Annotated in this window: 16 protein-coding genes and 1 pseudogene; 10 read left to right on the top strand and 7 right to left on the bottom strand. The window is 37.9% G+C overall.

Annotated features, from left to right (window positions below; all coding sequences use genetic code 11):
* Positions 1-64 precede the first annotated feature (64 nt).
* Positions 65-1216, top strand: coding sequence for an MFS transporter (locus ACFIL3_RS04930; protein ID WP_375621014.1), 1152 nt, complete (start codon positions 65-67; stop codon positions 1214-1216).
* A gap of 3106 nt (positions 1217-4322) precedes the next feature.
* Here ACFIL3_RS04930 and ACFIL3_RS04925 read toward each other — a convergent pair.
* Positions 4323-5225, bottom strand: coding sequence for a polyprenyl synthetase family protein (locus ACFIL3_RS04925; RefSeq protein WP_375611731.1), 903 nt, complete (start codon positions 5223-5225; stop codon positions 4323-4325).
* 424 nt (positions 5226-5649) lie between these two features.
* On the opposite strand from ACFIL3_RS04925, the gene rpmF reads away from it, so the two are divergent.
* Both rpmF and ACFIL3_RS04915 read left to right on the top strand, forming a co-directional pair.
* A complete protein-coding gene (rpmF, locus tag ACFIL3_RS04920) occupies positions 5650-5829 on the top strand; it encodes a 50S ribosomal protein L32 (protein WP_005774555.1) in 180 nt (59 codons plus the stop codon).
* A gap of 1800 nt (positions 5830-7629) precedes the next feature.
* A pseudogene (locus ACFIL3_RS04915) lies at positions 7630-8347 on the top strand (tyrosine-type recombinase/integrase); the annotation flags it as partial.
* Between the two features lie 907 nt (positions 8348-9254).
* On the opposite strand, the gene ACFIL3_RS04910 reads toward ACFIL3_RS04915, so the two are convergent.
* The 3 genes from ACFIL3_RS04910 to ACFIL3_RS04900 all read right to left on the bottom strand — a co-directional run bounded on the left by ACFIL3_RS04910 (position 9255) and on the right by ACFIL3_RS04900 (position 12086).
* Positions 9255-9839 (bottom strand): CarD family transcriptional regulator, encoded by a 585-nt coding sequence (locus ACFIL3_RS04910; RefSeq protein ID WP_273790499.1) that lies wholly within the window; start codon positions 9837-9839, stop codon positions 9255-9257.
* A gap of 303 nt (positions 9840-10142) precedes the next feature.
* The gene (gene fdxA, locus ACFIL3_RS04905) at positions 10143-10484 is read right to left on the bottom strand and encodes a ferredoxin FdxA (protein ID WP_015856977.1); all 342 of its coding nucleotides are present in this window, start codon (positions 10482-10484) and stop codon (positions 10143-10145) included.
* A gap of 21 nt (positions 10485-10505) precedes the next feature.
* A complete protein-coding gene (locus tag ACFIL3_RS04900; RefSeq protein WP_375613182.1) occupies positions 10506-12086 on the bottom strand; it encodes a hypothetical protein in 1581 nt (526 codons plus the stop codon).
* A gap of 575 nt (positions 12087-12661) precedes the next feature.
* Between ACFIL3_RS04900 and ACFIL3_RS04895 the strand changes: the two genes are divergently transcribed.
* Positions 12662-13573, top strand: coding sequence for an RNA polymerase factor sigma-32 (locus tag ACFIL3_RS04895; protein WP_375628693.1), 912 nt, complete (start codon positions 12662-12664; stop codon positions 13571-13573).
* A 307-nt stretch (positions 13574-13880) separates the two neighbouring features.
* Here ACFIL3_RS04895 and ACFIL3_RS04890 read toward each other — a convergent pair whose 3' ends face one another.
* On the bottom strand, positions 13881-15458 hold the full coding sequence (locus ACFIL3_RS04890; RefSeq protein WP_375674804.1) for a M48 family metalloprotease: 1578 nt from the start codon (positions 15456-15458) through the stop codon (positions 13881-13883).
* 147 nt (positions 15459-15605) lie between these two features.
* Here ACFIL3_RS04890 and ACFIL3_RS04885 point away from each other — a divergent pair, with 147 nt between their 5' ends.
* From ACFIL3_RS04885 to rimJ, 4 genes are all read left to right on the top strand, one after another.
* Positions 15606-16241 carry a thiamine diphosphokinase gene (locus ACFIL3_RS04885; protein WP_375613185.1) on the top strand — a complete coding sequence of 212 codons (636 nt, stop codon included), beginning with the start codon at positions 15606-15608 and terminating at the stop codon, positions 16239-16241.
* Positions 16242-16341: 100 nt separating this feature from the next.
* Entirely contained in the window at positions 16342-16728 is a 387-nt protein-coding gene (locus ACFIL3_RS04880; protein ID WP_375681889.1) for a hypothetical protein, read from the top strand.
* Positions 16728-18590, top strand: a complete 1863-nt coding sequence (locus ACFIL3_RS04875) for an ABC-F family ATP-binding cassette domain-containing protein (RefSeq protein ID WP_375668281.1) — start codon at positions 16728-16730, stop codon at positions 18588-18590. The genes ACFIL3_RS04880 and ACFIL3_RS04875 overlap by 1 nt, the downstream gene beginning before the upstream one ends.
* 562 nt (positions 18591-19152) lie before the next feature.
* Positions 19153-19716: a ribosomal protein S5-alanine N-acetyltransferase gene (gene rimJ / locus ACFIL3_RS04870; protein ID WP_375628687.1), complete on the top strand. Its 564-nt coding sequence runs from the start codon at positions 19153-19155 to the stop codon at positions 19714-19716.
* Positions 19717-20253: 537 nt separating this feature from the next.
* Here the strand turns inward: rimJ and ACFIL3_RS04865 are convergent.
* Entirely contained in the window at positions 20254-20514 is a 261-nt protein-coding gene (locus tag ACFIL3_RS04865) for a DUF2312 domain-containing protein (RefSeq protein WP_005774567.1), read from the bottom strand.
* Positions 20515-20777: 263 nt separating this feature from the next.
* Here ACFIL3_RS04865 and ACFIL3_RS04860 point away from each other — a divergent pair, with 263 nt between their 5' ends.
* Both ACFIL3_RS04860 and pyk read left to right on the top strand, forming a co-directional pair.
* Entirely contained in the window at positions 20778-21266 is a 489-nt protein-coding gene (locus tag ACFIL3_RS04860; protein WP_273790491.1) for a DUF1036 domain-containing protein, read from the top strand.
* Positions 21263-22699: a pyruvate kinase gene (gene pyk, locus ACFIL3_RS04855; RefSeq protein ID WP_375668280.1), complete on the top strand. Its 1437-nt coding sequence runs from the start codon at positions 21263-21265 to the stop codon at positions 22697-22699. The genes ACFIL3_RS04860 and pyk overlap by 4 nt, the downstream gene beginning before the upstream one ends.
* A 1480-nt stretch (positions 22700-24179) precedes the next feature.
* On the opposite strand, the gene ACFIL3_RS04850 is transcribed toward pyk, so the two are convergent.
* On the bottom strand, positions 24180-24569 hold the full coding sequence (locus ACFIL3_RS04850) for a cell division protein ZapA (RefSeq protein ID WP_375613188.1): 390 nt from the start codon (positions 24567-24569) through the stop codon (positions 24180-24182).
* Between the last annotated feature and the right edge of the window lie 10 nt (positions 24570-24579).

Here is a 24579-nt window from a genome sequence, read left to right as displayed (position 1 = left end):
AAGCTTTTATATTGATATAAAATGATGTATACGGGTGCCTTTTTTGGCGTTATTGGGGGAGTGCATGACAAGTATATTAGCGTTTGGCTTTTTATTTAACGGTATAAGGATTTTAACTGGCGCCTTTATTGTCTTTTATATGCTTGAAAAAGGCTTAACGCTTATTGATATAGGTGTCATTAAGTCGTTTCAGGCTTTTATTATGATGGTTACCGATATTCCTCTGGGATATTTTGCTGATCGAAAAAGTTATAAAATATCGATCGTTTTGGCAGCGGCTTTTGCTGCCACATGGCTCTTTCTCATGGGATTTTCTACAAGCTTTTATGGTTTTCTTTTGGCAGAAACTTTTAATGCCTTATCGCTGACATTAATTGCTGGAGCCTATAATGCTTTACTTGTTCAATATGCAAAAGAAAAATTGACATCCACTAAAAAAGTGCTTGGTTCCAGCTCTCAATATAATTACATCGGCATGTTTATATTCAGTTTAATCGGGGCATATTTTGCTGATTATTCTAGCCAATATATATGGTATATCGCGGCGTTTTTAATGTTGATGACGACACTATTTGGTTTGTTTTTTCTTGATGACTTGAAGGGGGAGAAAAAACCAAATAAAGCGAATTCTCTCATTTGTGAAGCTAAGGAGATGTTATCTATTTTTATTAAAGTTCCTTATATCTCTTTATGCTTTTATTTTTCATTGATTTTTTTCAATATATTCTCGCAGTATTGGCAGTGGATATTTAAAGATCATAATATTAATGTCACTTATTTTGATCTTGGTGTGACATTTTCATTGATATTGCTCTCTCAGCTCTTGGCTAGTTTTCTCTTTACAAAACTAAGTGAAAGAGTGAATTTTATTTTACTGTTGTTTCTTTCGGCTTTACTGATTTCTACAGTCGCTTTCTTTGAACCAAGAAAAGAAATGGCTGTCATTTTAGTCTGTATGATTTTTTATCTCATTAAGTATACATATCTTCGTGTAGAAGTTATCTTGCACGATAGTATTAGTGATCATTTCAGGGCTACATATGAATCTTTCTTGTCAACCGTTGGGAGATTTAGCTTATTGGTATTTTTTTACATGAGTGCGTATATGGTCAATATATTTGGCTTTTTCTCACTCGTTTATATTTTTGCTATTTATTTATTGATTTACTTGTTGGCGGTATTTTTTTTAGAAGGAACTCTCAAAAAAGTTCAGTGAAAATATTAACTTATTACGATACGTATTTTATAGGGTTTCATAGTGGGGCAAGGCTTTTATTTATTAAGGCGCATCGTTGTTTTTGCATGTTGAATGAGAAAGCTGAATAGTCTCAGTTATTCTTATTTAAAATCTATGTATGTTGAAGCAATCAAAGTCATCTGCTTGTACGTTATAAGTGGGCGTGGCATAATAATCGTTAAAAGGGAAATAAAAATGCTGCTCATGAATATTGCACAAAGAGTTGCTGATAAGATTGGACGCTGATAAAGAAAATGATTGTGCCAGATTATATGCTTATTAAGGAATGGTGATGAAGCAGTTTTCCCCATTTTCATTGGTTCCTTGCTGCTAACCCTTTATCTCATTAGAGCTAATTTAAGCAGTCGGACAATTTATAGCCTGTTCAAATAGGCTTTCCTCATGACGGATTTTATTGTTGATATATTTAACGCGTTTTATTGCTGTTTTCTTTAAAATATCAATCATCTTGTTGAGATAATTTTTTTACGTTGTACATTCTCATTTTTGAGTATTTTCTCTTTGATTGTGGCGTTAGCTCTGTATTTTCTGATGTTAGAAAATACTCTTAATCCAGATAATAAACTTATCTATGGAAACTTTGAATGATATCTCCCCTCTTTGAGAGGGAATAAAACCAAGTACAGAAATATTGTTGAGTACAATTTGCTATAAATAAGCCACAAGAAAACAGCATATATTGATATATTTGATAGGAATCTGTTAAGCCGTACAAATTATGGTCATTAAAAGGTAAAGCGATGAAATCGTTATCCATAACGCGTGTTGTAACATTTATAACTCTTTTTTTGTATCTGTGTTGTTGGGATGTACGCGCGTAGATAGTCTAGAGTAGTATAATAAACTTTACGAAGAATATATAAGTGAAAATTACGGCGCTTTTGAACATTTTCAAAAGCAGGAACAAGCAAGAAATTTCGTCTATAGCCGTGGCTATCAGAATATCGTACCAAAGTTTGACATTATACGGCATCGTCACATACTGATTGTTTTATGTGGACGTTTTGTTAATTTATTGCGTGGTGATTATAATGAATGGATATCAGCAGATATGTTACTCAATGTCATAAGCAGTTTGCGTAATGACTATAACTAGAGAGAAAACGATTTTATTTGGGCCTATAATATGTCTATGAATGCTACCGACCCCATGATTGATTACGCGAAAAAGTTTCTTAATTCTTCAAGTGAAAATGGCATGAGTTTCAAAACACAAATGATTGATCTCGTGTCGAGTATGAGGACCGGTGATGATGAAAATGTTAAACAAATAGCGCGTTTTTGCATAGAGCTAAACACGATATATGACATGATGAAACCAAGAAGAATTTACAAATGACATTGAATGGATAATGAGAAAAATTCTCTCGAAGGATATTCAATGGCTATAATACTCTTGATAATCGCGGCATTTTCTTGGCCATGTTGCATGTTTTTTTATTATGGCTTCAAAAGGTGGACATATTTTCCAGCTTTTACAACAGGCATAGGTTCACTTACAATGATGCTTTTCATCTTAATAAGAAAATTGCATTTAAAGGAGGAAATTTGCACTTGGATTGAAAAAACTACTTATCACAAATTAGATTGCGCTATTATATATAATAATAAGGACTTTTTTTATCTTTCTGTTGCAATGATCATTCTCTGTTTAATCTTATCAATTTTCTTTTTATGTGATGAATTGAATAAACGAGATAAAGAGCGTGATGAATTAAAGTTGTACAGTGATCATGATTATTATTCAATTGAAGTTATTACACACTTTTGTAAATAAAAATGTTTCTGCTTTTGAAGGAGCATGCCGACACAATTATTCACTTTGCTAGCCCCTAATGTTGCGGACAGCCCTTGGCTTTTAAGACGGTTCATAAGAGGCAGTTTTTAGTCTTTTCTTTGATGTTTTGCCCCACACGGCTTTTCCCGCTTGTGACGTGCAAGCAAGTGATTTTGATTGATTTAACATACACAGATTTGAAATGAGAGAATCTTACGGTATTCAGGGTTCTTATTCAAGTTAAAAACCGCAAATTATCATTATAAATCAATGTATTATATATTTCTTGCTAAGAAAAGAGAGATCGGTAATAATATTTTTTTGGTCTTTCGTTCTATTGAAATTAATGGCTTTATTTATCCTGTTATGCCGTAACATACTGTCATTTGAGGGGTGGTGAAGGTATCTTGTTTGATACATTAAGTATTTTAAGAAGTGTATGGTGAATATTCTTAAGTCTTGTTTATTGCGTCTTTAGTTTAAGTGAATCGCATGCGTGGAAAACGAGAGAAACCTACTCGGTAGGACACTAGACTGTTTACAGAGCAGATTGGATTAAAAGACTTTGTTCTTTGAGGGTGGCATAAAAATCAAAATAGCCATTATATTCATTTTTTTCTGATATTTTAAATACGAGCTTCAAAAAAATGATGCCTAAACTAAACAACGAGCACTTTTGTAAAAGTGTTTTTAGAGAGCAAGTAATACACGAGTGAATTTACAGAATGTGACCATATTTGATCTTTTACAACAAGATAGCGTGGAAAGGCATAAAAATTACGACTCTTTACTGAGGGCAGTGTACTCCTAGGGTTGGCAATAAACAACAGATGACTTTGATAAGGCTACAAAGCCAATCGGCATTTTTATTGTTTTTTGCGGGTTTATAAAATGCCTGGTTTTATACTTATTCTGTTTATTTTTTGCCTTATCGTTAGAAGATTAAAGATATAAAGGAGAAAATGAGTTTTCCTCTTTCCGGTTGTTTTTTATTCGGCTTTAAAGCATCCACTGTAATATCTTTTAAAACATGGTGATTACGCATTTTCACATTTTGTTTCTTTCAGTCTTTAATGGAAGGCATTTTTTATGCAAAATAGGATACCCAGAATGCATTTGTGTTATAAATTTACGCGGCTTGTTTTAATGAAATTCCTCTTAAGATTTGTCGCACCCATTTCATGATAAGGACTATAATGGAGATTAATGGTAATGTTTCTTTGAAAAATCTATTATGCATTCAATAAATATGATGGTGTACACTATGTACAATAGGGCGGATGAAGTTTAATTTTGGCGTATTGCACTAAAGTGTGCTGCTTGTTGGAGGGGGAGTGCTTTAGCGCCAAAAGGATGTAAGAATGCTTCTGCTTTACTGATGAGTGTATCTCGCTTTTTTTGGGTTTCTTTAATGCCGTAAAGATGAACAAAAGTGGCTTTTTGTGCCGTTTCATCTTTTCCAGCCGTTTTTCCTAGGGTTTGCGTGTTGGCGGTGACATCAAGAAGGTCATCGGTTAATTGAAAGGCTAAACCAAGATAGGTACCAAAATCAGTAAGTTTTTCAGTTAATTCTTTAGATGCATTGCCAATGATGGCACCTGCTTGGCAAGCAAAGCTTATCAGGGCTGCTGTTTTCATGTGTTGTAGAGTGATAATGTCAGTACTTTCTTGCGGTCTTTTTTCAGCTTCAAGGTCCAGCATTTGTCCACCTAACATACCGCCAAGCCCTGCCGATTGTGCAAGAGACGTGATCAGCTTGATTCTAATATCTGTAGATAAAATACTAGCTTTATGAGCAATAATTTCAAAGGCAAATGTTAAGAGGGCATTGCCTGCTAGAATTGCTGTTGCTTCATCAAATGCTATATGGACGGTGGGTTTTCCACGCCGGAGTATATCGTTATCCATAGCGGGAAGATCATCATGAATGAGCGAATAACAATGGATACATTCTAAGGCACATGCAACATCAAGAGAATGTTCTACAGGGACGTCAAAAAGTGCAGCACTTTGAATTACAAGAAAAGGACGCAAGCGTTTTCCACCGTTCAGCACACCATAGCGCATGGCTTTGATTAAGTTTTTAGGGCGTGAAATTTCACCATTTTGGATTTGATCACTTAACAGGGTATCAAGCCGTTTTTCAACGGTGTCTCTATGTTTTGCAAGAAGGGTGGTAAATTCGTGCATTCTTGCTTCCTTTGTTTTTACAAAAATGAAATTATGAAGTTTAAAGAGAAAGGTTGTCGCTTTTTCTTGTTTTCATAAATTGGCGTCGTTTTTTATTAAAAATCAACTTCTCTTTTTATCCGTATCTCTACTGTATGCGCAAATCCCTTTTTAAACCAAATAAAAATTGAATGAAGGGCTTATAAAAAAGCTTTCATTGGTGTATAAAATTCTTAAATTTTGCAGTGTTTTTGATATTCATTTGATTATTGTGACACCATTTTTGATAACAGGAAGGTCATTTTTGGTAAGAGGAGGATCATTTTGACATTGCCTCTTCTTTTTTATCAGTGTATAATATCCTCGAATTTTATGGTGTTTTAAATGAAGCATTGTCATTTTTGACATTGCTTTTTCTGTTTTAATGGATTTGGAGTGTCTTTTTATGGCTGTACCTAAACGAAAAACCTCTCCAGCGAAGAGGGGCATGCGCCGTTCGGCTGATGCTCTGAAGGCGCCGACTTATATCGAAGATAAAAATTCTGGTGAATTACGTCGTCCTCATCACATTGATTTGAAAACGGGAATGTATCGTGGGCGTTCCGTTTTAGTGGTTAAAGACTGAGCGTTTTCTTTCTTTTCCAGAGGTGAACTTCTTTTATTGCATCGATCAATACACGCTTGGGGCGTGCATTTTCGCTTTAAGATGAATGTTGAGGTTCCCTTGCATCGTCTTCTATCGATGTGGAACAAGGAATATATCGTGGGCGTTCTGTTTTAGTGGTTAAAACTTTAGCGTTTTCTTTCTTTTCCAGAGGTCAACTTCTTTTATTTCATCGATCAATGCACGCTTGGGGCGTGCATTTTCGCTTTAAGATGAATGTTGAGGTTCCCTTGCATCGTCTTCTATCGATGTGGAACAGGGAATGTATCGTGGACGTTCTGTTTTAGTGGTTAAAACTTTAGCGTTTTTTTTCTTTTCCAGTGGTGAACTTCTTTTATTTCATCGATCAATGCACGCTTGGGGCGTGCATTTTCGCTTTAAGATGAGTGTTGAGGTTCCCTTGCATCGTCTTCTATCGATGTGGAACAGGGAATGTATCGTGGACGTTCTGTTTTAGTGGTTAAAACTTTAGCGTTTTATCTCTTTCAGTGGTAAGTTTCTCTTGATTCATTAGTGAATGCATTGGGTAAGATGCGTTTTTCACTTTTTCTTGAGAACATGTGTGGGATAAAGTTTTGCTGTAGAGAAATGATTCTATTGTGGGAGATGATTTTCTTGTTTTCTTGAGAGGCTATAAGGGATTGCTTGTATCAGTGTCTTTTATGATGACTTCGTTAAGAGCTTGGGTATTGATATAAGTTAGCTCAGTAATAGAATCATTTTGTATCGCACTTAATCTTTATTGACTATAGAGAGAATCCTATTAGACCGTAAAATATCATCGTTTAAGGCGGTTGATCTATGTAAGGCTTTAAGCATACCGGTATTTTTTATGAGAATATTTAAGGCAATGGTTTGTCTATAGGCTTATATTGTGACATGTGATTCTCCTTAAAAAAATAGAGATCGACATCACATTGATTTATAAAGATCATTTGTTGTTTTGCGCCTTGAATGGAAGGTCTATCGTAGGATTTTCTCATTTCAAATTTTTCCCTATGTTGAATCAATGACAATCACTTGCTTTTCGGTCACAAGTGGGGCTGGCATGTGGGTGAAAACTCTATAAAAAGGAAAAATGTTTATAATGAATATTTTCAAATGTAAGAATTGTTGTAACATTGGGGTTAAGTGTATGCTGATGCCAGCGTGCTTTCTTATGAGCAGAAAAGAGAAAACCGTTACAAGACAGAAGGTGTACACATTCAATAACCTTTAGTGCTTTTTATGATAAAGGTATATGAGACTCTTCTATAAATATCACGCTGTCTTTTCATATTTTTGAACTAAGAATTTTCCATATATTTTTCGTATTTTTGTGAATATAAGGGATTTGTTGGGAACAGCTTGTAAAAATAAGTAAACTTAAAACCAAATATGTTATGTGTGGGGGTAGCAAAGTATTTTACAAAGCCGGTACGTTTTTCCAGTTCATAGCTGGTTTATGAATGATTTTATGGTGTTGCTTACCTAAGTTTATGATTTTTTTGTTATCTGTTCATCACTAGACAACATATTGATTTATATATATAATTCATTGTTTTTCATATTGAATTAGAACCCCGAATAACGTAAGATTCACTTATTTCAAATCTCTCTATCTAGAATCAATCAAAACCGCTTGTTTGCACGTCACAAGTGGGATGAGTGTGTGGATAAAATTTGTATAAGAAAGGACTAGAAATGGTTCTTATGAATCGTCTTAAGAGCCAAGGGCTGTCGTAACACCCACGAGCTGGAAAATATAATGATGGTACCGGCTTGCTTCTTCACAAACGTAAGAGATGGGGGTGGTCAATGGATTTACCGTTATACCTTTCACGGGGGCCGCGAAATGGGCTTGGGAGCGTTGTGAGATGTTTCTTTAAACAAGCCCGTGAATTGGCAATTGGGTGGGGTGCTGTTTTACGTGAGGGGCGTGACCCCATTAAAGAACGCGATAAACAAAAGTGTGAGGCAATGCGTAATCTCCATTATTTAAAAAACATTGCTCTAGATGCTTTTGAAAGCCGTAAAGCTGAATTAAAAAATGATGGTAAAGCTTGTGATTGGTTTTTACATTTACGCCTCCATATTCTCCCCAAATTAGGCTGTCTACCCGTTTCAGAGATTACGCAAATTGAGATACGCAATACCCTTGCCTCTATTTGGCATGCAAAAGCTGCAACAGCAGATAAAGCACTGAAGCGTCTTAATCTTTGTCTTAAGCATGCGGTTGCTTTGGGTTTGGATGTTGATTTACAAGCAAAAAAAGCACGCGCACTCTTAAGGTAAGCAACGCTATAAAACTATTAATAGACTAGCCATGGATTGGAAAGATGTTCCTGCCTTTTATCAGTTACTCTGTAAAACACAAAACATAACACGACTGGCTTTGCGTTTGCTTATCCTGACAGGCGTTCGTACTAATCCTTTGCGTCATATTCGTGAAGATCAGATTGAAGATGATAACTGGACAATTCCTGCTGAGAATATCCAATCTTTAGCGGTCTGTTTAAAATAGAGATTGAGACTTTTAAGAGTTCTATGAATCGTTCTAGATTTTTTGTGTCCGATTGGAGTAAGAATATTGCATATATTTCGTAATCTCTGAAATAAGAAACCTCATTTTGGAAAAATATGAAATTGAAAGGGGCAATGCTAACGTTCATTTTTATTGTTATTTTTTAAGTTAATTTTACAGCTTTCAAAAGTATTTGGAATGCCTTTTACAGAATGGAGATGATGGTTTTAGTTCATGCTTTTTTTATCGCGTTTTTTAATGGGGGGAATGCTTCTCATGCAAAATAGAGTGCCCAAGACAAAATATGCTTATGTTGTACTGTCACGCTTTTTTTAAAAGGAATATTTTTCAATATTTGTGGCATCCATTTTATGACGGTGTTTTTGAATGTTCCAATGGTTTTGTAGAAGGGGGTAAATGGTAAAGTTTCGGTGTAGTGTATAAACGGCACTATGATCTTTACGCTTAATAAAAAAGCAAGCCTGCAGCCTTACACATCTTGCCAGATTCCAATGTTGGTATATCCTTTGGTGCTTGAGACAGTGTCTCGCTCTTTTTGTACAGTTTTTACCCACAGATCAGCTCCGCTTGTGATTGACAAGCAAGTGATTTGATTAATTCAACATGAGAGAAATTTGAAATGAGTAATCTTACCATATTCAAGATTCTAATTTAATATGAATAATGCTAGATTATGATGATTAATCAGTTTGTTATCTATGAAGAAAGAAAATGAGGAAGAGGAATTTGTCGAAAAGTTAGATTGTTTATAGATTGGCGCTGGTTAAGAAACTTTGTCCTTAAGGGCAGAGAGGATGTTAAAAAATAAAACCAGCTTTTCGCTGGTTTTATCGAAATATCATCATTATGATGAAAGAGTGTATTATGCAGCGTAGACAGCTTTACTGTTTTCATCTGTTTCTTCTCTCTCAGTTTTAAACTCGCGTTCCGGCTTGTTGGAGAGATGCATCTCTATGAGATTGATAGCTTCTGTTTCAGAAAGACTATTGATAACCGCAATTTCACGGGCCATTCTTTCAAGAGCAGCTGTATAAAGTTGGCGCTCAGAGTAAGATTGTTCAGGCTGTAGATTAGAGCGGAAAAGATCACGGACCACTTCGGCGATACAAATAAGATCTCCTGAGTTGATTTTAGCATCATATTCTTGTGCACGACGTGACCACATGGTCCGTTTAACGCGTGCTTTTCCACGTAAAACTTTTAAGGCACGTTCGACAGAATCACTAGCAGATAATTTACGCATTCCAACGGAAAGGGCTTTTGCAATGGGGACTTTGACATCCATCTTATCTTTCGCGAAATGAATGACAAAAAGTTTTAATTTATGTCCTGCAACTTCTTGATCTTCAATCGCTATAATTTGTCCTACTCCATGCGTAGGGTAGACGATATATTCAGAGGTTGCAAATTCTTTGGTCTTGGAAGACGTTCCATGTTGGGATGCCATATTTTAGTTTACTCCCTTATGATCAACAAATGTATCGGAAAACAGGTTATAAACCTGAGGGTTGAGTTTTCTTTAACCAAGTATATTGTACCAATTAAGTGAGCATAAAAGCCGAGTACTTTTAAATCAAAAAAAAATACACCGCTTTACTATAACAAGCAAAGAAAAATACTTAGAAAGATGATCATGTTAAAATAACACTAACATCAAAATTTAAAAGAATCAATCATTTCGCTTAAGGATTTTTTATTTTTACAAGAGAAGTCTTTCAATCGTTGAAGGAGGAGAGTGTACACTTTATCATTACTCTTCGCCACTTCCTGGATTTTCTGAAAAATACTTTTCTAATTTATTTGGAACACCATCCATTTCTTTTGCTTGAGGAAGAGGATCTTTTTTGGTGGTTAGATTAGGCCATTTGTTTGCATAATGAAGATTGAGTTCTAACCACTTTTCTAATCCTGGTTCTGTATCAGGTAAAATCGCTTCTGCTGGGCATTCTGGCACGCAAACACCACAATCGATGCATTCATCGGGGTGAATAACAAGCATATTTTCCCCTTCATAAAAACAATCAACTGGGCAGACTTCAACGCAATCCGTATATTTGCAGTGAATGCAGTTGTCGGTTACTACGTGGGTCAAGATCAAACTCCATTTGTTACTTTAATTCTCTTTAGAGGAAAGTGTGTGCGTGTTTTTATGATTGGTGAGTTGATCGCGTAGTACAGCTAGTTTCGCAAAAGGTGAATCAGGATTAAGGCGCTTTTCTTTTTGAAAGGGCTTATGATTTGCATGTTTCCCTTGGGATTTGTGGAACTTATGAGAGCGTTTTGCTTGTGATGGTGCTTCTTGAGGGGAATTTTCATTTTTGTATTCCGCTTTTTTTACAGCGTTCTTCGATTTATTTTGCCACTTATTTCCTAATTTATCACGTTTTTTTTGTGCATGGTGGGGAAATTGATGCTTATAATGCCATAACAAAATAACTTTATCTTCTTCTGTAGAGCGAGGGGATTTGGCAAAATTCCCAACAGGTTCAGCTGCTGGTAAACGATTGGTTTTATGGAGATGTTTTTCAATACCAGAGGATGAAGTGTTTGGGAATGAGGTATTTTTTTCTTCTCGTGTTGTTTCTAAATCGCTTACTGTTTGCCATTGACTTCCAACGCATTCTGCTGCAGGAACATCTTGCATTGCCCTATTGACAGGGGAAGAGGCTTGGTGTGCAAAGAGATTTTGTTCAAAAACAGTATTGCTTATGCTGTACGATTGATAACCAAGTCCTTTGAGGATTTCTTCCATATCGTTTCCATTGGCCCCAAGAATGGACATCATGGCTGGTGTAACAAAAAAACTTTTGCCATCATAGGCTCCATCGGGTTTAGGATCACTTCCTTGTTTCCAATGAAGTGCGGGACGGATGAGATTGGCAAGACGTTCTAAAATATCAATCCGTACAGCACGTTGTCCTAAGATTCGGTAGCCGGCTAATTGATAAAATTGGCGGTTATAGGTAGGGTCAACAATTAAAGAGGTTCGACCAGCAGATAATGCTGAAAAAACTTCACCCAAACCAGTTTGATCTTGTCCCGCATTTTGAAGATTCCACAGGAGAGTAATGGCTTGAACCGGAGCAGGTTTAAGCATTCCGGCAACATAGATATGAAAAGCGCCAAAACGCACGCCTAGACGCCGAAGAACGGCACGTGATTCTTGCGCAAGGTTTTTGACAATGTCTAAGACTTCGCGGCGTGGTAAAATCCCTAAAGAGTTAAAAAGTTGTAAAGCAAGACTGTTTGTTGAATCCGTTAAATTATCAGCATTGCGCAAATCAAACAGGGGTTTTAAAGTCGTTTCAAAATGAAAGGTGACAAAGCGTTCTAATCGTTTCACAACGTTATTGCGGGATTCTCCCGTGAGTTGTTCATCTGCTAAAACAATCAGTTTTGGTTTAAAAAAATCTTCTGTTGCTACAAGTTGTCCTACGGGTTGACCAATCCAGCGCACAATTCCATCAGAACTGAGGGTAAAATCTCCATTTGCAGAAGCACAAAAACGTGTCGCGCGTTTGGAAAAAGCAAGAATCAAATTCTCATTCTCTGTTGAAATTTGCTTCTCAGCTATTTGATCGGTACTGTTTTTGTTGGCATAAAAACGAAAACCTTCAAATTTACCCCTTCCGTGTTTTTCAATGAGAATATCATCTTGAAGAATCTCATTCTGTTGAACAATCTTGCTATCCATGATCATTTTCTTTCTCAGTGTGACACTGGTCAAAAGCTTTTTGCGACAATTTCATAATGGTGCTCTTTCTTTAACACGTTTGTTGCGTTTGCTTCAATCACTCTTGTCATTTTTTGCTGTTTCTTTGCGCCTTTAAAACTTGAATGATTCTTTTTTCATTCAGTTTTCATTCAGTTTGGATGCTTTATATTTGCAAATTACACTTATTAGTTGTATTGTAAAGCTAAAAGCATAAATAAATTCTTCAATTTAAAAGGAAACGGAACCGGTTATCAAAAAACGGCATTTCTTTTGCATGATCACTTTATTTTTTTGCTGTTTTGTCATGAAAAGTGAAGAGAAAGTTTTTTCAAATATTTCATAGGCTAAAAGGCATATTGTAAAGGCATTTTGCAGGTGAAATTGTGTCTTATGTCAAGAAGTTTTACCATAACAGTAAAAAAACAATTGCGATTATAAAATTACACGTTAAAGTAGTGGTCACAGAAGTTAACAACTTTTGCGTTCTTTTTAAGCGAAGAACAATGATGTCGTTGCCAAATCAATTTTGATAATTTTAATCGCAAGGGGTTATTATGGGTAATCTTTCAAATGCTGTTTATAAAAGCAGCAAAAATTATAGCGATGCAGACAAAAGCTTAGGACGTAATATGATGCGTTCTGCTATGCAAGCACCTTATCTTGAACGACAAAAAGAGCATGATTTGGCTCTGCGGTGGAAAGACAAACGTGATGATGATGCCATGCATCAAATTGCAGCGGCTCATATGCGTTTAGTGATTGCTATTGCTAATCGCTTTAAACGTTTCAAAATGCCATTGGGGGATTTGGTACAAGAAGGGTATGTGGGACTATTGGAAGCAGCTGCACGTTTTGAACCTGATCGGGAAGTGCGTTTTTCAACATATGCAACGTGGTGGATACGCGCTTCTATTCAAGATTATATTTTGCGAAATTGGTCAATCGTTCGAGGGGGAACGAGTTCTTCGCAAAAAGCACTTTTCTTTAATCTTCGGCGTTTGCGTGCAAAACTGATACAAGATGATAGTGCTTTGTCAAAACAGGATATTTTTCGCACAATCGCTGAAAAACTCGGTGTTTCCGTGCGCGATGTTGAAACGATGGATTTTCGTTTTTCCAGTTCTGATAATTCCTTGAGTGTTTCTGTTTCTGAGAACAGTGATAATCCCATTGCTAAGATGGATGTTTTGGTGGATGAGAGTCCTCTTCCTGATGCTTTAATTGAGCAAGTCATTGATGGTCAACGGCGTACACAATGGCTTTACGATGCGTTGCAAATTCTCAACGAACGGGAGTTGGAAATTATTCGCTTTCGTCGCTTAAATGAAGAGGGGGCGACTCTCGAAGTTTTAGGTGAAAAGTTAGGAATCTCGAAAGAGCGCGTGCGTCAAATTGAAGCTAGGGCTTTGCAAAAATTGCGCTCTGCTCTCCTTACGGTTCATTCAGAAGACGCTTACGATATATAAGCAGTGAAAGGCTTTGGGGGGGGAGGAAAGAGAATGTATTAAGTGGGGGCATATGAGAATATGATAAAGTCAGTTTTAGGGGGTGTTCATATTTGTTTAGGAATATGCCTCCTTGGGGGCGCTACTGATAAACAGAGGAAGATAGGGGGCTGTTAGTTGGAGGAAATATATATATCAAACGGAGACCTATAAAGGCATGATGAAGTTGGATTTTAAAGTGTTCCTCTTTATTTTCGAATATGCTTTAAGGGGGAGGGCGTGATACAGGCAGAAAAGAATCAAAACTGTAACGGATGAGAAGAAAGGCTTATTCTGTAATAATTTTCACTTTTGTACCTGCGGGTAAAGTTTGCGTTGGTGAGAGGGCGTTGAGGATGCGAAAGAGTTTTTCTTTATATGGTGTGTATTGCATTTTATCTGCAAGATTGGCAACGGTTTCTCCTTGTTTAACACGGACAACACGGATTTTTAAGGGCTGCAATTTTTTTAACTGTGAAGATGAAAGAGAATGAAAGCTTTGTAGCGTTTTTTGGGCAACCTCTGCAAAATTTCGAGAATTATATGGAGCGGCCGTCAAAAAACGAAAGATGTGGTTGTTGAATGGAATGACAACCACATCAAATTGCCATTGATCATTGGTAGCATAGGCCCGCGCTCCAAGTAAACTTTGGCTTTGGGATTCTTGGCGCATAAATTCTTGATTGGGGAGCCCTTGAATTGTGATGGGGCGGATAGATGATTGATCTAGACCGATAATCCAGCCGCTTTTCAAATAATCACTCGCAGATATTTCAGCAGGATGTGGAATAGCATCAAAACGAATCGCAATTTTATCTGGTCCACTGGCCCAAACAGTGTGTGCTGAATGTTCTATTGTAAAATTGTTTGGAACAGAAAAAGCTATGCGCAATTGTGGGTGAATAAATTGGTTGCCTCGTACAAAACCTGTATAAAAGCCTCCTCCAAAAATTATGCCATCAATGCTTTTGAGAAAAGAATCATGATCGGATATTTTACTATTCCCTTTACTGATTTTACGCGCTTTTTCTATCGCAAGCCGAATGCGTTGAGGGGTAGTTGGGTGGGAGGCTAAAAAATCTAGAGAGGCATTTTGGGTGCCAGAGATATTACGAAAAGCACTATAGGCTTCCATTGTTTGAAGAAAGCGTGGTGAAGCAAAAGGATCATATCCTGATTGTTGGAGCATTTCGAGCGCAAGGGAGTCAGCTTCCAGCTCTTGATTGCGGGAAAATTGCGCGAGTTGTTGCTTGTTTTGCATAGGGTTATGAAGTTTTTTGCCAATAGAAGAAAGAAGACGTGAAGACATGTGATTGGTCATCTTTAATTGGGCTTCTTTTTGCAGGCGTAAAATGCCATGATTGGCTCTGATATGTGCTATCTCATGGGCTAAAATGGCTGCAACTTCTGAAGAATCATTGGCTAATGCCAGCATACCACGAGTGATGTAGATCGAGCCGTTGGGGAGCGCAAAAGCATTGATAGTTTCTGAGTTTAAAATTGTTACAGAATAGTTTTGATGAGAACTATGGGATGCAACTGCTAGTTTACGGACAATCTTTGCTAAAAGGTGTTCAAGTTTTGCATCATGATAAGCGCCACCATACATTTGCAAAATACGTGGGTGTTGCAGAGCGCTTAATGTGACATAGATATTGTGGTTGTTGGTACGTTTGATCGTTTTAGAAGAAGTGGAAGAAAGCCTATCATTTTGAGAAAGTGGTGTATGACAAGCCGAAAGGAGAAACGTTAGACTTATGAAAGTTGCTTTATACAGGCAAGAGCGAAAAAGAAAATTGCGGTGAAAAATGGGGTGCGTTGGACCATGGTGCACATTATTTCTGCGGAGTAATTTGGCAAATTGCATTTGTATCTTTGTATCGTATGTTTCTTTAAGAAAGGCATTAGGGATAAGGATTCGTTTGGCTATATCATGCTTTTTGTTTATAAAAAATAACTCTCACTTATAAAAAGATGCACTGTAAAGAAAATTTTGTGAAAGGCAAAGTATGGCATGACAACATTTACGATATTATTAAATGGGGATGTTCATATCACTGATCGTTTGCTTAATCAAATTCAAAACAGTCGGGTGATTGCTGCGGATGGTGGTATGCGTCATGCGGCAACGCTTAATGTAACGCCTGAGTTGTGGTTAGGAGATTTTGATTCATCAGATGAGAATTTAATCCGCCAATATAATCATGTTCCGCGTGAAGTTTTTCCCTCTGATAAAGATATGACAGATAGTGCTCTGGCATGTGAAAGAGCGCTGCAAAAGGGTGCTAAAAAGCTTATTTTATGCGGTGCTTTGGGAGGGGAGCGAAGTGATCATAGCCTTTCTCATATGACGCAAGCGTTGATGATGGCTGAAAGGGGTATTTCAGTGTTGTTGACAAGCGGTTTGGAAGAAGGTTGGCCGGTTTTGCCAAAGCCTTGTTCATATGATTTGCCTAAAGGGTGTTTGTTTAGTCTTATCGGTTTTTCTGATTTAAAAGGTTTAACGCTTAAGGGAGTAAAATGGCCAATTTGTGACAAAAATGTGTCATTTGGCTCTTCTTTAACACTTTCTAACCGTATTTGTGGAACCTTTTCTTGCCATTTAGGTTCTGGAAAAGCTATATTGCTAGTGTCTGTACCTATTCCATAAAGCTCTTCCAATATATTTTGAATAAGGCAGGGGGGGGCCTAGTGATGAAGTGCCGACATAAACGATATATGTATTGATCTTGAGAAGGAAAGGTTTTGATATGTTAAAATCAATTTTTAAAGTGGCCGTTGTTGCAGCCATTGGTTTCAGTTCAGTCGCTTGTACTACAAATGATGAACGCGTTGCACGTTACGGCGTAGGAGGAGCAGCAATCGGTGCTTTGGCTGGAACTGCTATTGCTGGAAGTACGCCTGGAGCAGCACTTACCGGTGCAGCATTTGGTGCTTTGGCTGGAACAGTAACAGGTGCAGCTGCAAATCAAAGAAAACAACAAAGACAGGCATCACAATTGTGCACGTATCGTGGTCGTAGAGGGCATGTTTACCAAGCACCTTGTGGACAGAGAGTCCCTGTACGGCAATTGTGTGCTTACCGTGATGCAAGAGGGGTGATGTATAAAGCACCTTGTCCGCGCCGCGTTCGTTAATGGCGGTGCCGCTTTTGCGGCTTGACCGCATTTTCTTAAATTTTGGAAAAACGCCTTTGCTCAATCAAGCTTCTTTATCGGTTGAGCAGGGGGCGCGTATTGCGTTGGTTGGCCGTAATGGTTGTGGAAAGTCGACCTTATTAAAAATTGCCGCAGGAATATTAGAACCTCATGGTGGCGAAATTTTTCGCCACCCGCGAGTAACGCTCCGTTATGTCTCACAAAATCCGGATTGTTCAGGATTTGAAGATATTAATGCTTATATGGAAGCGGGGCTGGATGATATATCTGATGTTCAGTGGATTAATACGCTTCGCACAAATTTAGGGTTTTCTGGGACGGAAAAATTGGAAACGCTTTCGGGAGGCGAAAAGCGGCGTGTTTCATTGTTACGGGCCATTGCTGCAAAACCCGATATTTTGTTCTTAGATGAACCAACCAATCATCTTGATTTACCAACCATTGAATGGCTGGAAGCTGTTTTGGCTTCTTTGCGTTCAGCGATTGTGGTGATTTCCCATGATCGGCGATTTTTAGAAAATGTTACGCGGTCAACGGTATGGCTTGATCGTGGCACAACCAAAAGACTGGAAAAGCGTTTTTCTGAGTTTGAAAATTGGCGTGATAAAGCACTGGAAGAAGAAGCCATCGAACAGCATAAATTGGGGCGCCAAATTGCTCGTGAAGAGCAATGGTTGCGTTATGGCGTGAGCGCACGGCGTAAGCGTAATGTACGGCGCTTAGGCGAATTAAAAGACTTAAGACAGCGTCATCAAACCTATAAAGGGCAGCCAGGAAATGCACTTTTGACAGCAGCAAAAAGTCATGATTCTGGGCAATTGGTGCTTGAAGCAAAGAAAATTTCAAAATCCTATGGTGATCGCATTATCGTGAAAGATTTCTCTTTGCGCATTCAGCGGGGTGATCGAATCGGTTTGGTAGGACCCAATGGAATCGGAAAGACAACGCTCCTTTCTGCATTAATTGGGCAAGAAGCCGTGGATAGTGGAACGGTGAGGCATGGCTATAACCTCTCTATGGCATTGCTTGATCAGCAACGTATTTTAAATGAAGAAGAAACTTTAGCGCATTATTTAACGGGGGGAAGAGGTGATACTCTTGTGATCAATGGGTTGGAGCGGCATGTGGTTTCTTATATGAAAGACTTTTTATTTTCACCGGAACAAGCACGCACTCCCCTTAAAGAATTTTCTGGGGGAGAAAGAGCACGCCTCATGCTTGCACGACTTCTTTCTCGTCCTGCAAACTTTTTGATTCTTGATGAACCGACCAATGATTTGGATATGGAAACTTTGGATTTGTTGCAAGAATTTATTGCTGATTTTGCGGGGACAGTATTGTTGGTCAGCCATGACAGAGACTTTTTAGATCGTACTGTAACGCATATGTTGGCACCTCAAGGTGATGGTCATTGGGTTTTGTATGCGGGCGGCTATAGTGATATGATGGCGCAAAACCAGCATGCTCTTCGTTTACAACGCAAAAAAACAGAATTATCGCAACGTAAAGCACCTTCAAAATCTCATGCGGGAGAGCTTTCAAAACAGGACACATCAACAGATGATCGCTTGATAGGGCGGGAGAAAAAAACACGAGGTAAATTGTCTTATAAGCAGGTTTATGCATTGGAAAAATTGCCTGAAGAAATTGCTGTTTTACAGGACGAAATCAAAAAAATTGAGCAAGAACTCTCTGATCCAGCCCTTTATCGCAGTGATAAAGAGCGTTTTGAACGTTTATCAACAACGTTGGCAAAAAAGAAAAATACTTGCACACAAAAAGAAGAAGAATGGTTAGAACTTGAAATTTTACGCGAAGAAATGGAAGCGCGTTCACGGTAATATCTAAAAAACTTTAAAAGATTTGTATTGCATCATCGCTTTTCTTTAATTTGTTACAAGAGTTTGTCGCTGATTTAGCGGGAACAGTGTTGTTGACGGGTTATGGCAGAGACTTTTTAGATTGCACTGTAACATATAGCATCTCAAGGCGATGGTCATTGGGATTTGTATACGGGGGAGCAGTGATATGGTAGCGCAAAACAAGCATGCTCTGAGCTTACAAGGCAAAGAAACAAAACTATCTTTGCCGTAAGTTTTTTCAGAATTTCGTATATGGAAGTACGCCAATTCCCTTGCATACTTTGCCAGTCCCCAATGTTGCTACAGCGCCCCTTAGAACTTGAGAGCATTCATAAGAAATATTCCCCTGTCTTTACCTTATGCTTTAAACATACCACCCCCACTTATGACGGAAAAGCAAAAGATCCTCATTGATTCTAACGTAAGAAGTGTTGTGATGAGAAAAGCTTACTGTATTCGACATTATGATTTGAGTTTAAAAATGATGATTTGTTAAGATAAATCAACGTGTTATTGTGACATTGTCTAGGAGGAGAAAATGATGGCAATTAAAACAAAGCGAACAATTTCCACATTGATCGGTTTAGAAGATGCAGCTGAACTGTCTTCTTATTTCCTCCGTAATGCGAATCATCTGCGTCCTTTTGAACCTGTTAGATCTGATGGTTACCACAGCCTAACAGCTTGGGAAACACGAGCCAATGCATTTGCTTATGAAAGCGCACAGGGACAAGCATACCGATATGCTGTACGATTAAAAAATGAAAACACAGTCATCGGTGTTGTGAATTTTACAAATGTGGTTCGGGGTGTTTTTCAAGCCTGTCATCTTGGTTTTTCTCTTGATGAAAAACAACAAGGCAAAGGTCTCATGTTTGAGAGTTTATCGGCTCTAATACGCCATATCTTTCATGTTTATCATCTGCATAGAGTGATGGCAAATTATAGACCTGAGAACATAAAAAGCGAACGTTTATTAAAACGCCTTCATTTTGAAAAAGAAGGCTATGCCAAAGACTATTTGATGATTTCTGGAAAATGGAGAGATCACATTCTAACCTCTCGAATCAATGATCTTTATGAGTCCGTTAATAGATTCGAATAAAGTTTTGATAAGGGTCTTTTTATCAAATGTGTAAATATGCTGCACTTTTCCCTATCCTAAAAGACGAAGATCCTTAACCACCTCTTCTTTTGTAAACGGTTCAGACTCTCGTTTAGCGGGTTTCAACTGCTGACCGCTTTCATATGTTTCTTTTCGTAGATAATAAATTGATTTATCATCATAATTCATTTTTTTCAATTTGAAGAGAGTCCTCAATATCGGAAGACTTTCTCACTTCAAATTTATAGATGTTTAATCATAAAAAACACCTCTCTTGCACATCACAAACTGGGTTGGCATACAAGTGAGGGTTTATGTGGATAAACAATGATTGAAGAACAAGAATAAAAATTCTCTGTATAAATCCTTTTAAATGTGAGGGCTGTTGCAATATTGTGTATTCTGTGACCGATAGTCTCGTTACAAGTTACACAAACGGCTTATTGTTGGGTGAAATTTTTATACATTCATTTATTTTTTGCCATTTGTTTTTTGTATTTTCTTTTCTTAAGAAAATTTCCAATGTTATCAATGGTTTTAATTCATACCAAGCGCATTTTTATAAAGTTCAATGATTGCTTCTTCTTCCATTCTTTCATGCTCTTCTTTTTTACGCAGCCGTATAATGCTTCGAACAGCTTTACTATCAAAACCAGAGCCTTTAAGTTCAGTGTAAACGTCTTTAATATCATCAGAAATGGTTTTTTTCTCTTCTTCTAGCCGTTCAATACGTTCGATAAAAGAGCGTAATTGGTTTACGGATATAGCGTGTGTTTGATCGGTTACTGTATCGTTCATTGTATTTTTCTCCAGGTTATATATTTTAAGTTGTTTTTCGACGACGAATTTATGTTAAAAAAGCTTGAAAATAAAAAGTAAATCAAGCTACACAGCTTTTTTACAAATTGACTTTAAATATTTTGTAAAATTTTTAAGATATATGCATTGATAAAAGGGCTATAAAAAGAAAAATATAAAAATATACGTTTTAGATTTGAAAAGCTTTAAAAAAAAGAAATGTGTAATTTGTTTTGAGAATTTGGCATTATAGAGGAAGTTTTGTGATTTTAAAAAAGCGATATTGGGTGTTTCAGAAAGGATTAAAAGTTTTTCTCTTGAGCATTTTGCTCTTGTTTCCCCTTGTTGTTTTTGCAAAAGCTGACTTTAGAGTTTGTAATACAACCCAACAGTCTGTAGGGGTTGCTCTTGGATATCGTACATTTTCAGGGTGGGTGAGCGAAGGCTGGTGGACGGTACCAGTGACGGAATGTAAAACTTTAATTGAGGGGCCCCTTGCTTCACGGTTTTATTATTTTTATGCGGAAGGGGCACAAAAAAAAGGGAACTGGGCAGGCTCTGTGACCATGTGTGTGCAAGATAGCCAATTTACTATTCAAGGGGTTCATGATTGTTTCCCTCGAGGATATCAAAAGGCTGAATTTAAAGAGATCGATACCGGAAATCAAACCAGTTGGATGGTACAGTTGACGGATGAGTCTTTGTTAAACAATTCAGTTATACCTTCTCTTTCAGGAAATTCTCCACCGTGAAACGTGCACGTAAAGTAAAAATTATTGCGACTCTTGGTCCTTCTTCTTTTTCTCGTTTGATGATTGAGAAGCTTTTTAGGGCAGGAGCAGACGTTTTTCGTCTTAATATGAGCCATACTGATCGTGATATGCTGGGTGATTTGGTCGAGTCTATACGAGAAGTTGAAAAAACAGTTCGACGCCCCATTGGTATTTTGGTGGATCTTCAGGGGCCAAAACTGCGTGTGGGGCGTTTTGCTAAGGGGCAAGAAGATTTGCGTGTTGGGCAAAGCTTTACATTAGATAATCGCGATGTTCTTGGCGATGCGCAGCGTGTTTTTTTCCCTCATGAGGATGTATTTGCGGCTGTTAAACCAGGGGACCGGTTGTTGATTGATGATGGAAGGGTGGAACTGCGCGCGCAAGTATGTGATGGTTATTCTGTCCAGTGCCGCGTGGTTGCTGGTACCCGTATTTCTGATCGAAAGGGTGTCAGTTTTCCCGATACAATTTTGCCTTTTGATTCGATGACGTCAAAAGATAAGGAGGATCTTCAGGCTCTTTTACAGCAGCCTGTTGATTGGGTTGCTCTTTCTTTTATTCAACGTCCAGAAGATATTATGGCGGTGCGTCAGTTGACGAAAAGTAAGGTGTCTTTGATGGCTAAAATCGAAAAGCCTCAAGCCTTGGAGCATATAGAGAAGATTATTGAAATTTCCGATGGTATTATGATTGCACGGGGTGATCTCGGTGTGGAAATGCCTCTGGAAAAGGTCCCTGCACTTCAGATGGAGTTGATAAAAGCTTGTCGTTTAGCTGGAAAACCGGTTGTGGTGGCAACACAAATGCTCGAATCAATGATCACATCTCCTGTTCCCACACGCGCAGAAGTCTCAGATGTTGCTACAGCAGTTTATGCAGGAACAGATGCGGTGATGTTGTCTGCTGAATCTGCTTCTGGTCGTTATCCTGAAGAAGCTGTGCTTATGATGGACCGAATCGCGCGACAAATCGAACAGGATCACACTTATGCCGCTCAGGTTGGAGCACAACATCCAGCACCAGAATCAACAGGAACGGATGCGATTTCTCTTGCTGCGCGTCAGATTGCTGAAACACTTGCTCTATCCGCTATCGTTGCCTATACGGCTTCAGGAACAACGGGGGTGCGCGCCTCTCGTGAACGCCCTAATAGACCGATTATTGCTTTATCGCCCATTGTGGAAACAGCAAGGCGTTTGGCTCTCGTTTGGGGGCTTCATTGTGTGGTCACGCAAGATGCTCGCAATTTAGAAGATATGGTTGATCGAGCAGCAGCCATTGCATTTCAGGAAGGCTTTTGCCAAGGAGGGGATCGTTTCCTTGTAACAGCCGGTGTTCCTCTTGGAACGCCCGGTGCGACAAATCTCTTGCGTATTGCTTCTGTCTCTCAAGATGGAACGAAAGGGATTTGAGCCGTTTACGCATGGTGTTTTTTCATGCGCCTTTGAACAGGCTTTAAAAACAACGGGTGTGCGCTTCTTGTGAATGCCTCCATAGACCCATTATTCTTTTATCTCCTATCGTAAGATAGCAAGGTGTTGCATTAGGTCGTCCAGTTTGGGGATGGAAGCAGATGCGGTGATGTTGTCTGTTGATTTTGTTTTAGTTCTGAGGAAACTGCTTTTACGGTAGGCATTTAATGGGAGCCCCCCTTTTATTTCATTGAGACAGATTGGGGATTGCTTTATTGATGTTTATACGAGCGAGATGTTTATTGATAATGAGAGTTCATTCTTTCGCTTTTTGGATAAGAGCCTTGAAATTTTTCCCATTTTAAACTTTTGCAAACAGAATTGAATAAAATTAAAATTATGTGCCTAAAAAATCGTACTGGTATGTTATGAGAAAAAGTGATGGGTGAATGTGTTTTTAAAATATGCTTTGTCGAAGCATTTGCAACATATTGATTTATAATGATAATTTATCGTTATTAAACTTGAATTAGAACCCCGAATTCCGTAAGATTTTCTTAAATTTATTTATGTTTTGTTAATCATAACTCTTTGTTTGTACATCACAAGCGGGTGGGTTTTATGGGAAAAAGCTGTACAAGAAAGGCGTCCCTCTTATGAATCGTTTTACGAGCCAAGGGGGCTATCGCAATATTGAGGTCTGACTATAATGATGATGCCGACTTGCTCTTTCTTTTATTAAGCTTGGAGATTTTGAGGGGTGGGGAGAGAAATATGGATTATTTGTTATAAGGATAAAAATAGCGGTAGAGGATGTTTTCAAGAGCTATTATTGTTGTTTATGATGTTTGAGGTTGTATGAGATTAACATACTCTTCGGGTTTGACTTTTTTCCTGCTCTAAAGGATGAAAATACTTAATTCACGCTGGTTTATAAATGATACGGTTCTTTTCGGTGGGTTTCATCGGATGGACATCTCAGGTGCAAAGACTCCATGGTGCTTATAGTATCAAATAGCGGTGTTTTACGGTATAATAGATAAGGTTATTTTTTAATATATATTGAATCTGCTTGATATTATCTAAGGGGCAAGGATTTTTGGGCATGCATTCATAGGGAACATGAATATAGCTCTTTTTTTCGAAGGGTGCTTTATTTGTTTGTTGCTGTTGTCATTTATATGATTTTTTTACAATGATGTTGATTTTGTTATCTTATTGCGCGGTTAAAAGACATCTCATTTGAAATGTGGTGATATAAGGCAGTCTCCTTGATATAGGAAGCGTTTGTGCGGAGGTGAAATATTCAGGGTAGGGCTTTCTTGTTGAGGTTTAAGTTAATCCCATAAGTCGTGAGTAGCTGGAATCCTTCCTATAAAAAACCAGACTGTTTACACACTGGTGTGGGTTTAAGAATTTTTATCCTGTGAGATGTGGCGGACAAGTCAAATCTCTGGTTTATTATGCGCTGATGTACTTTTTAGAAATCTTCCTGTTCCTGTTCTTGTTCTTGAAGGTTTGTGCGGTTTTGATCATCTTTGAGCAATTGGTTTGTGAGATTTTCAATGCGTTGTGTGGTGTCACGCATAATTTTCCCCATGGTGCGGTCTCTTTCGTTGTGGAGTCGTAAAAGAGTATTGTAGTCTTCTTGTAATTTTTTATTTTCTCGTTTTATTTCTTCCATTTCATCAATAATCATTATGCCAGCCATAACCGATAAACGATGGTCGCCAATTTCACCAAAATTGTTCTTTAAATGTGTGATATATTGATCCAATTGAGCAGCAAGCGCAATAAGACGACGTTCTTGTCCTTTGTCACAAGCCATGCGATAAACTTTACCATCAATGGTAACGGAAACAGTTTCCATACATTCAAAC

Source organism: Bartonella sp. CE47NXGY (assembly GCF_042195415.1).
Taxonomy (GTDB): Bacteria; Pseudomonadota; Alphaproteobacteria; order Rhizobiales; family Rhizobiaceae; genus Bartonella.
This window is presented reverse-complemented; position numbering and strand designations above follow the sequence as displayed.

Bases quoted from the DNA above. Each gene is read 5' to 3' on its own strand.
- ACFIL3_RS04895 (WP_375628693.1), top strand. From the start codon at position 12,662: ATGGGTAATCTTTCAAATGCTGTTTATAAAAGCAGCAAAAATTATAGC.
- rpmF (WP_005774555.1), top strand. From the start codon at position 5,650: ATGGCTGTACCTAAACGAAAAACCTCTCCAGCGAAGAGGGGCATGCGC.
- ACFIL3_RS04930 (WP_375621014.1), top strand. From the start codon at position 65: ATGACAAGTATATTAGCGTTTGGCTTTTTATTTAACGGTATAAGGATT.
- rimJ (WP_375628687.1), top strand. From the start codon at position 19,153: ATGGCAATTAAAACAAAGCGAACAATTTCCACATTGATCGGTTTAGAA.
- ACFIL3_RS04850 (WP_375613188.1), bottom strand. From the start codon at position 24,569: ATGGAAACTGTTTCCGTTACCATTGATGGTAAAGTTTATCGCATGGCT.
- ACFIL3_RS04925 (WP_375611731.1), bottom strand. From the start codon at position 5,225: ATGCACGAATTTACCACCCTTCTTGCAAAACATAGAGACACCGTTGAA.
- ACFIL3_RS04900 (WP_375613182.1), bottom strand. From the start codon at position 12,086: ATGGATAGCAAGATTGTTCAACAGAATGAGATTCTTCAAGATGATATT.
- ACFIL3_RS04875 (WP_375668281.1), top strand. From the start codon at position 16,728: ATGGCGGTGCCGCTTTTGCGGCTTGACCGCATTTTCTTAAATTTTGGA.
- ACFIL3_RS04880 (WP_375681889.1), top strand. From the start codon at position 16,342: ATGTTAAAATCAATTTTTAAAGTGGCCGTTGTTGCAGCCATTGGTTTC.
- ACFIL3_RS04910 (WP_273790499.1), bottom strand. From the start codon at position 9,839: ATGGCATCCCAACATGGAACGTCTTCCAAGACCAAAGAATTTGCAACC.
- ACFIL3_RS04865 (WP_005774567.1), bottom strand. From the start codon at position 20,514: ATGAACGATACAGTAACCGATCAAACACACGCTATATCCGTAAACCAA.
- ACFIL3_RS04890 (WP_375674804.1), bottom strand. From the start codon at position 15,458: ATGCAATTTGCCAAATTACTCCGCAGAAATAATGTGCACCATGGTCCA.
- ACFIL3_RS04885 (WP_375613185.1), top strand. From the start codon at position 15,606: ATGACAACATTTACGATATTATTAAATGGGGATGTTCATATCACTGAT.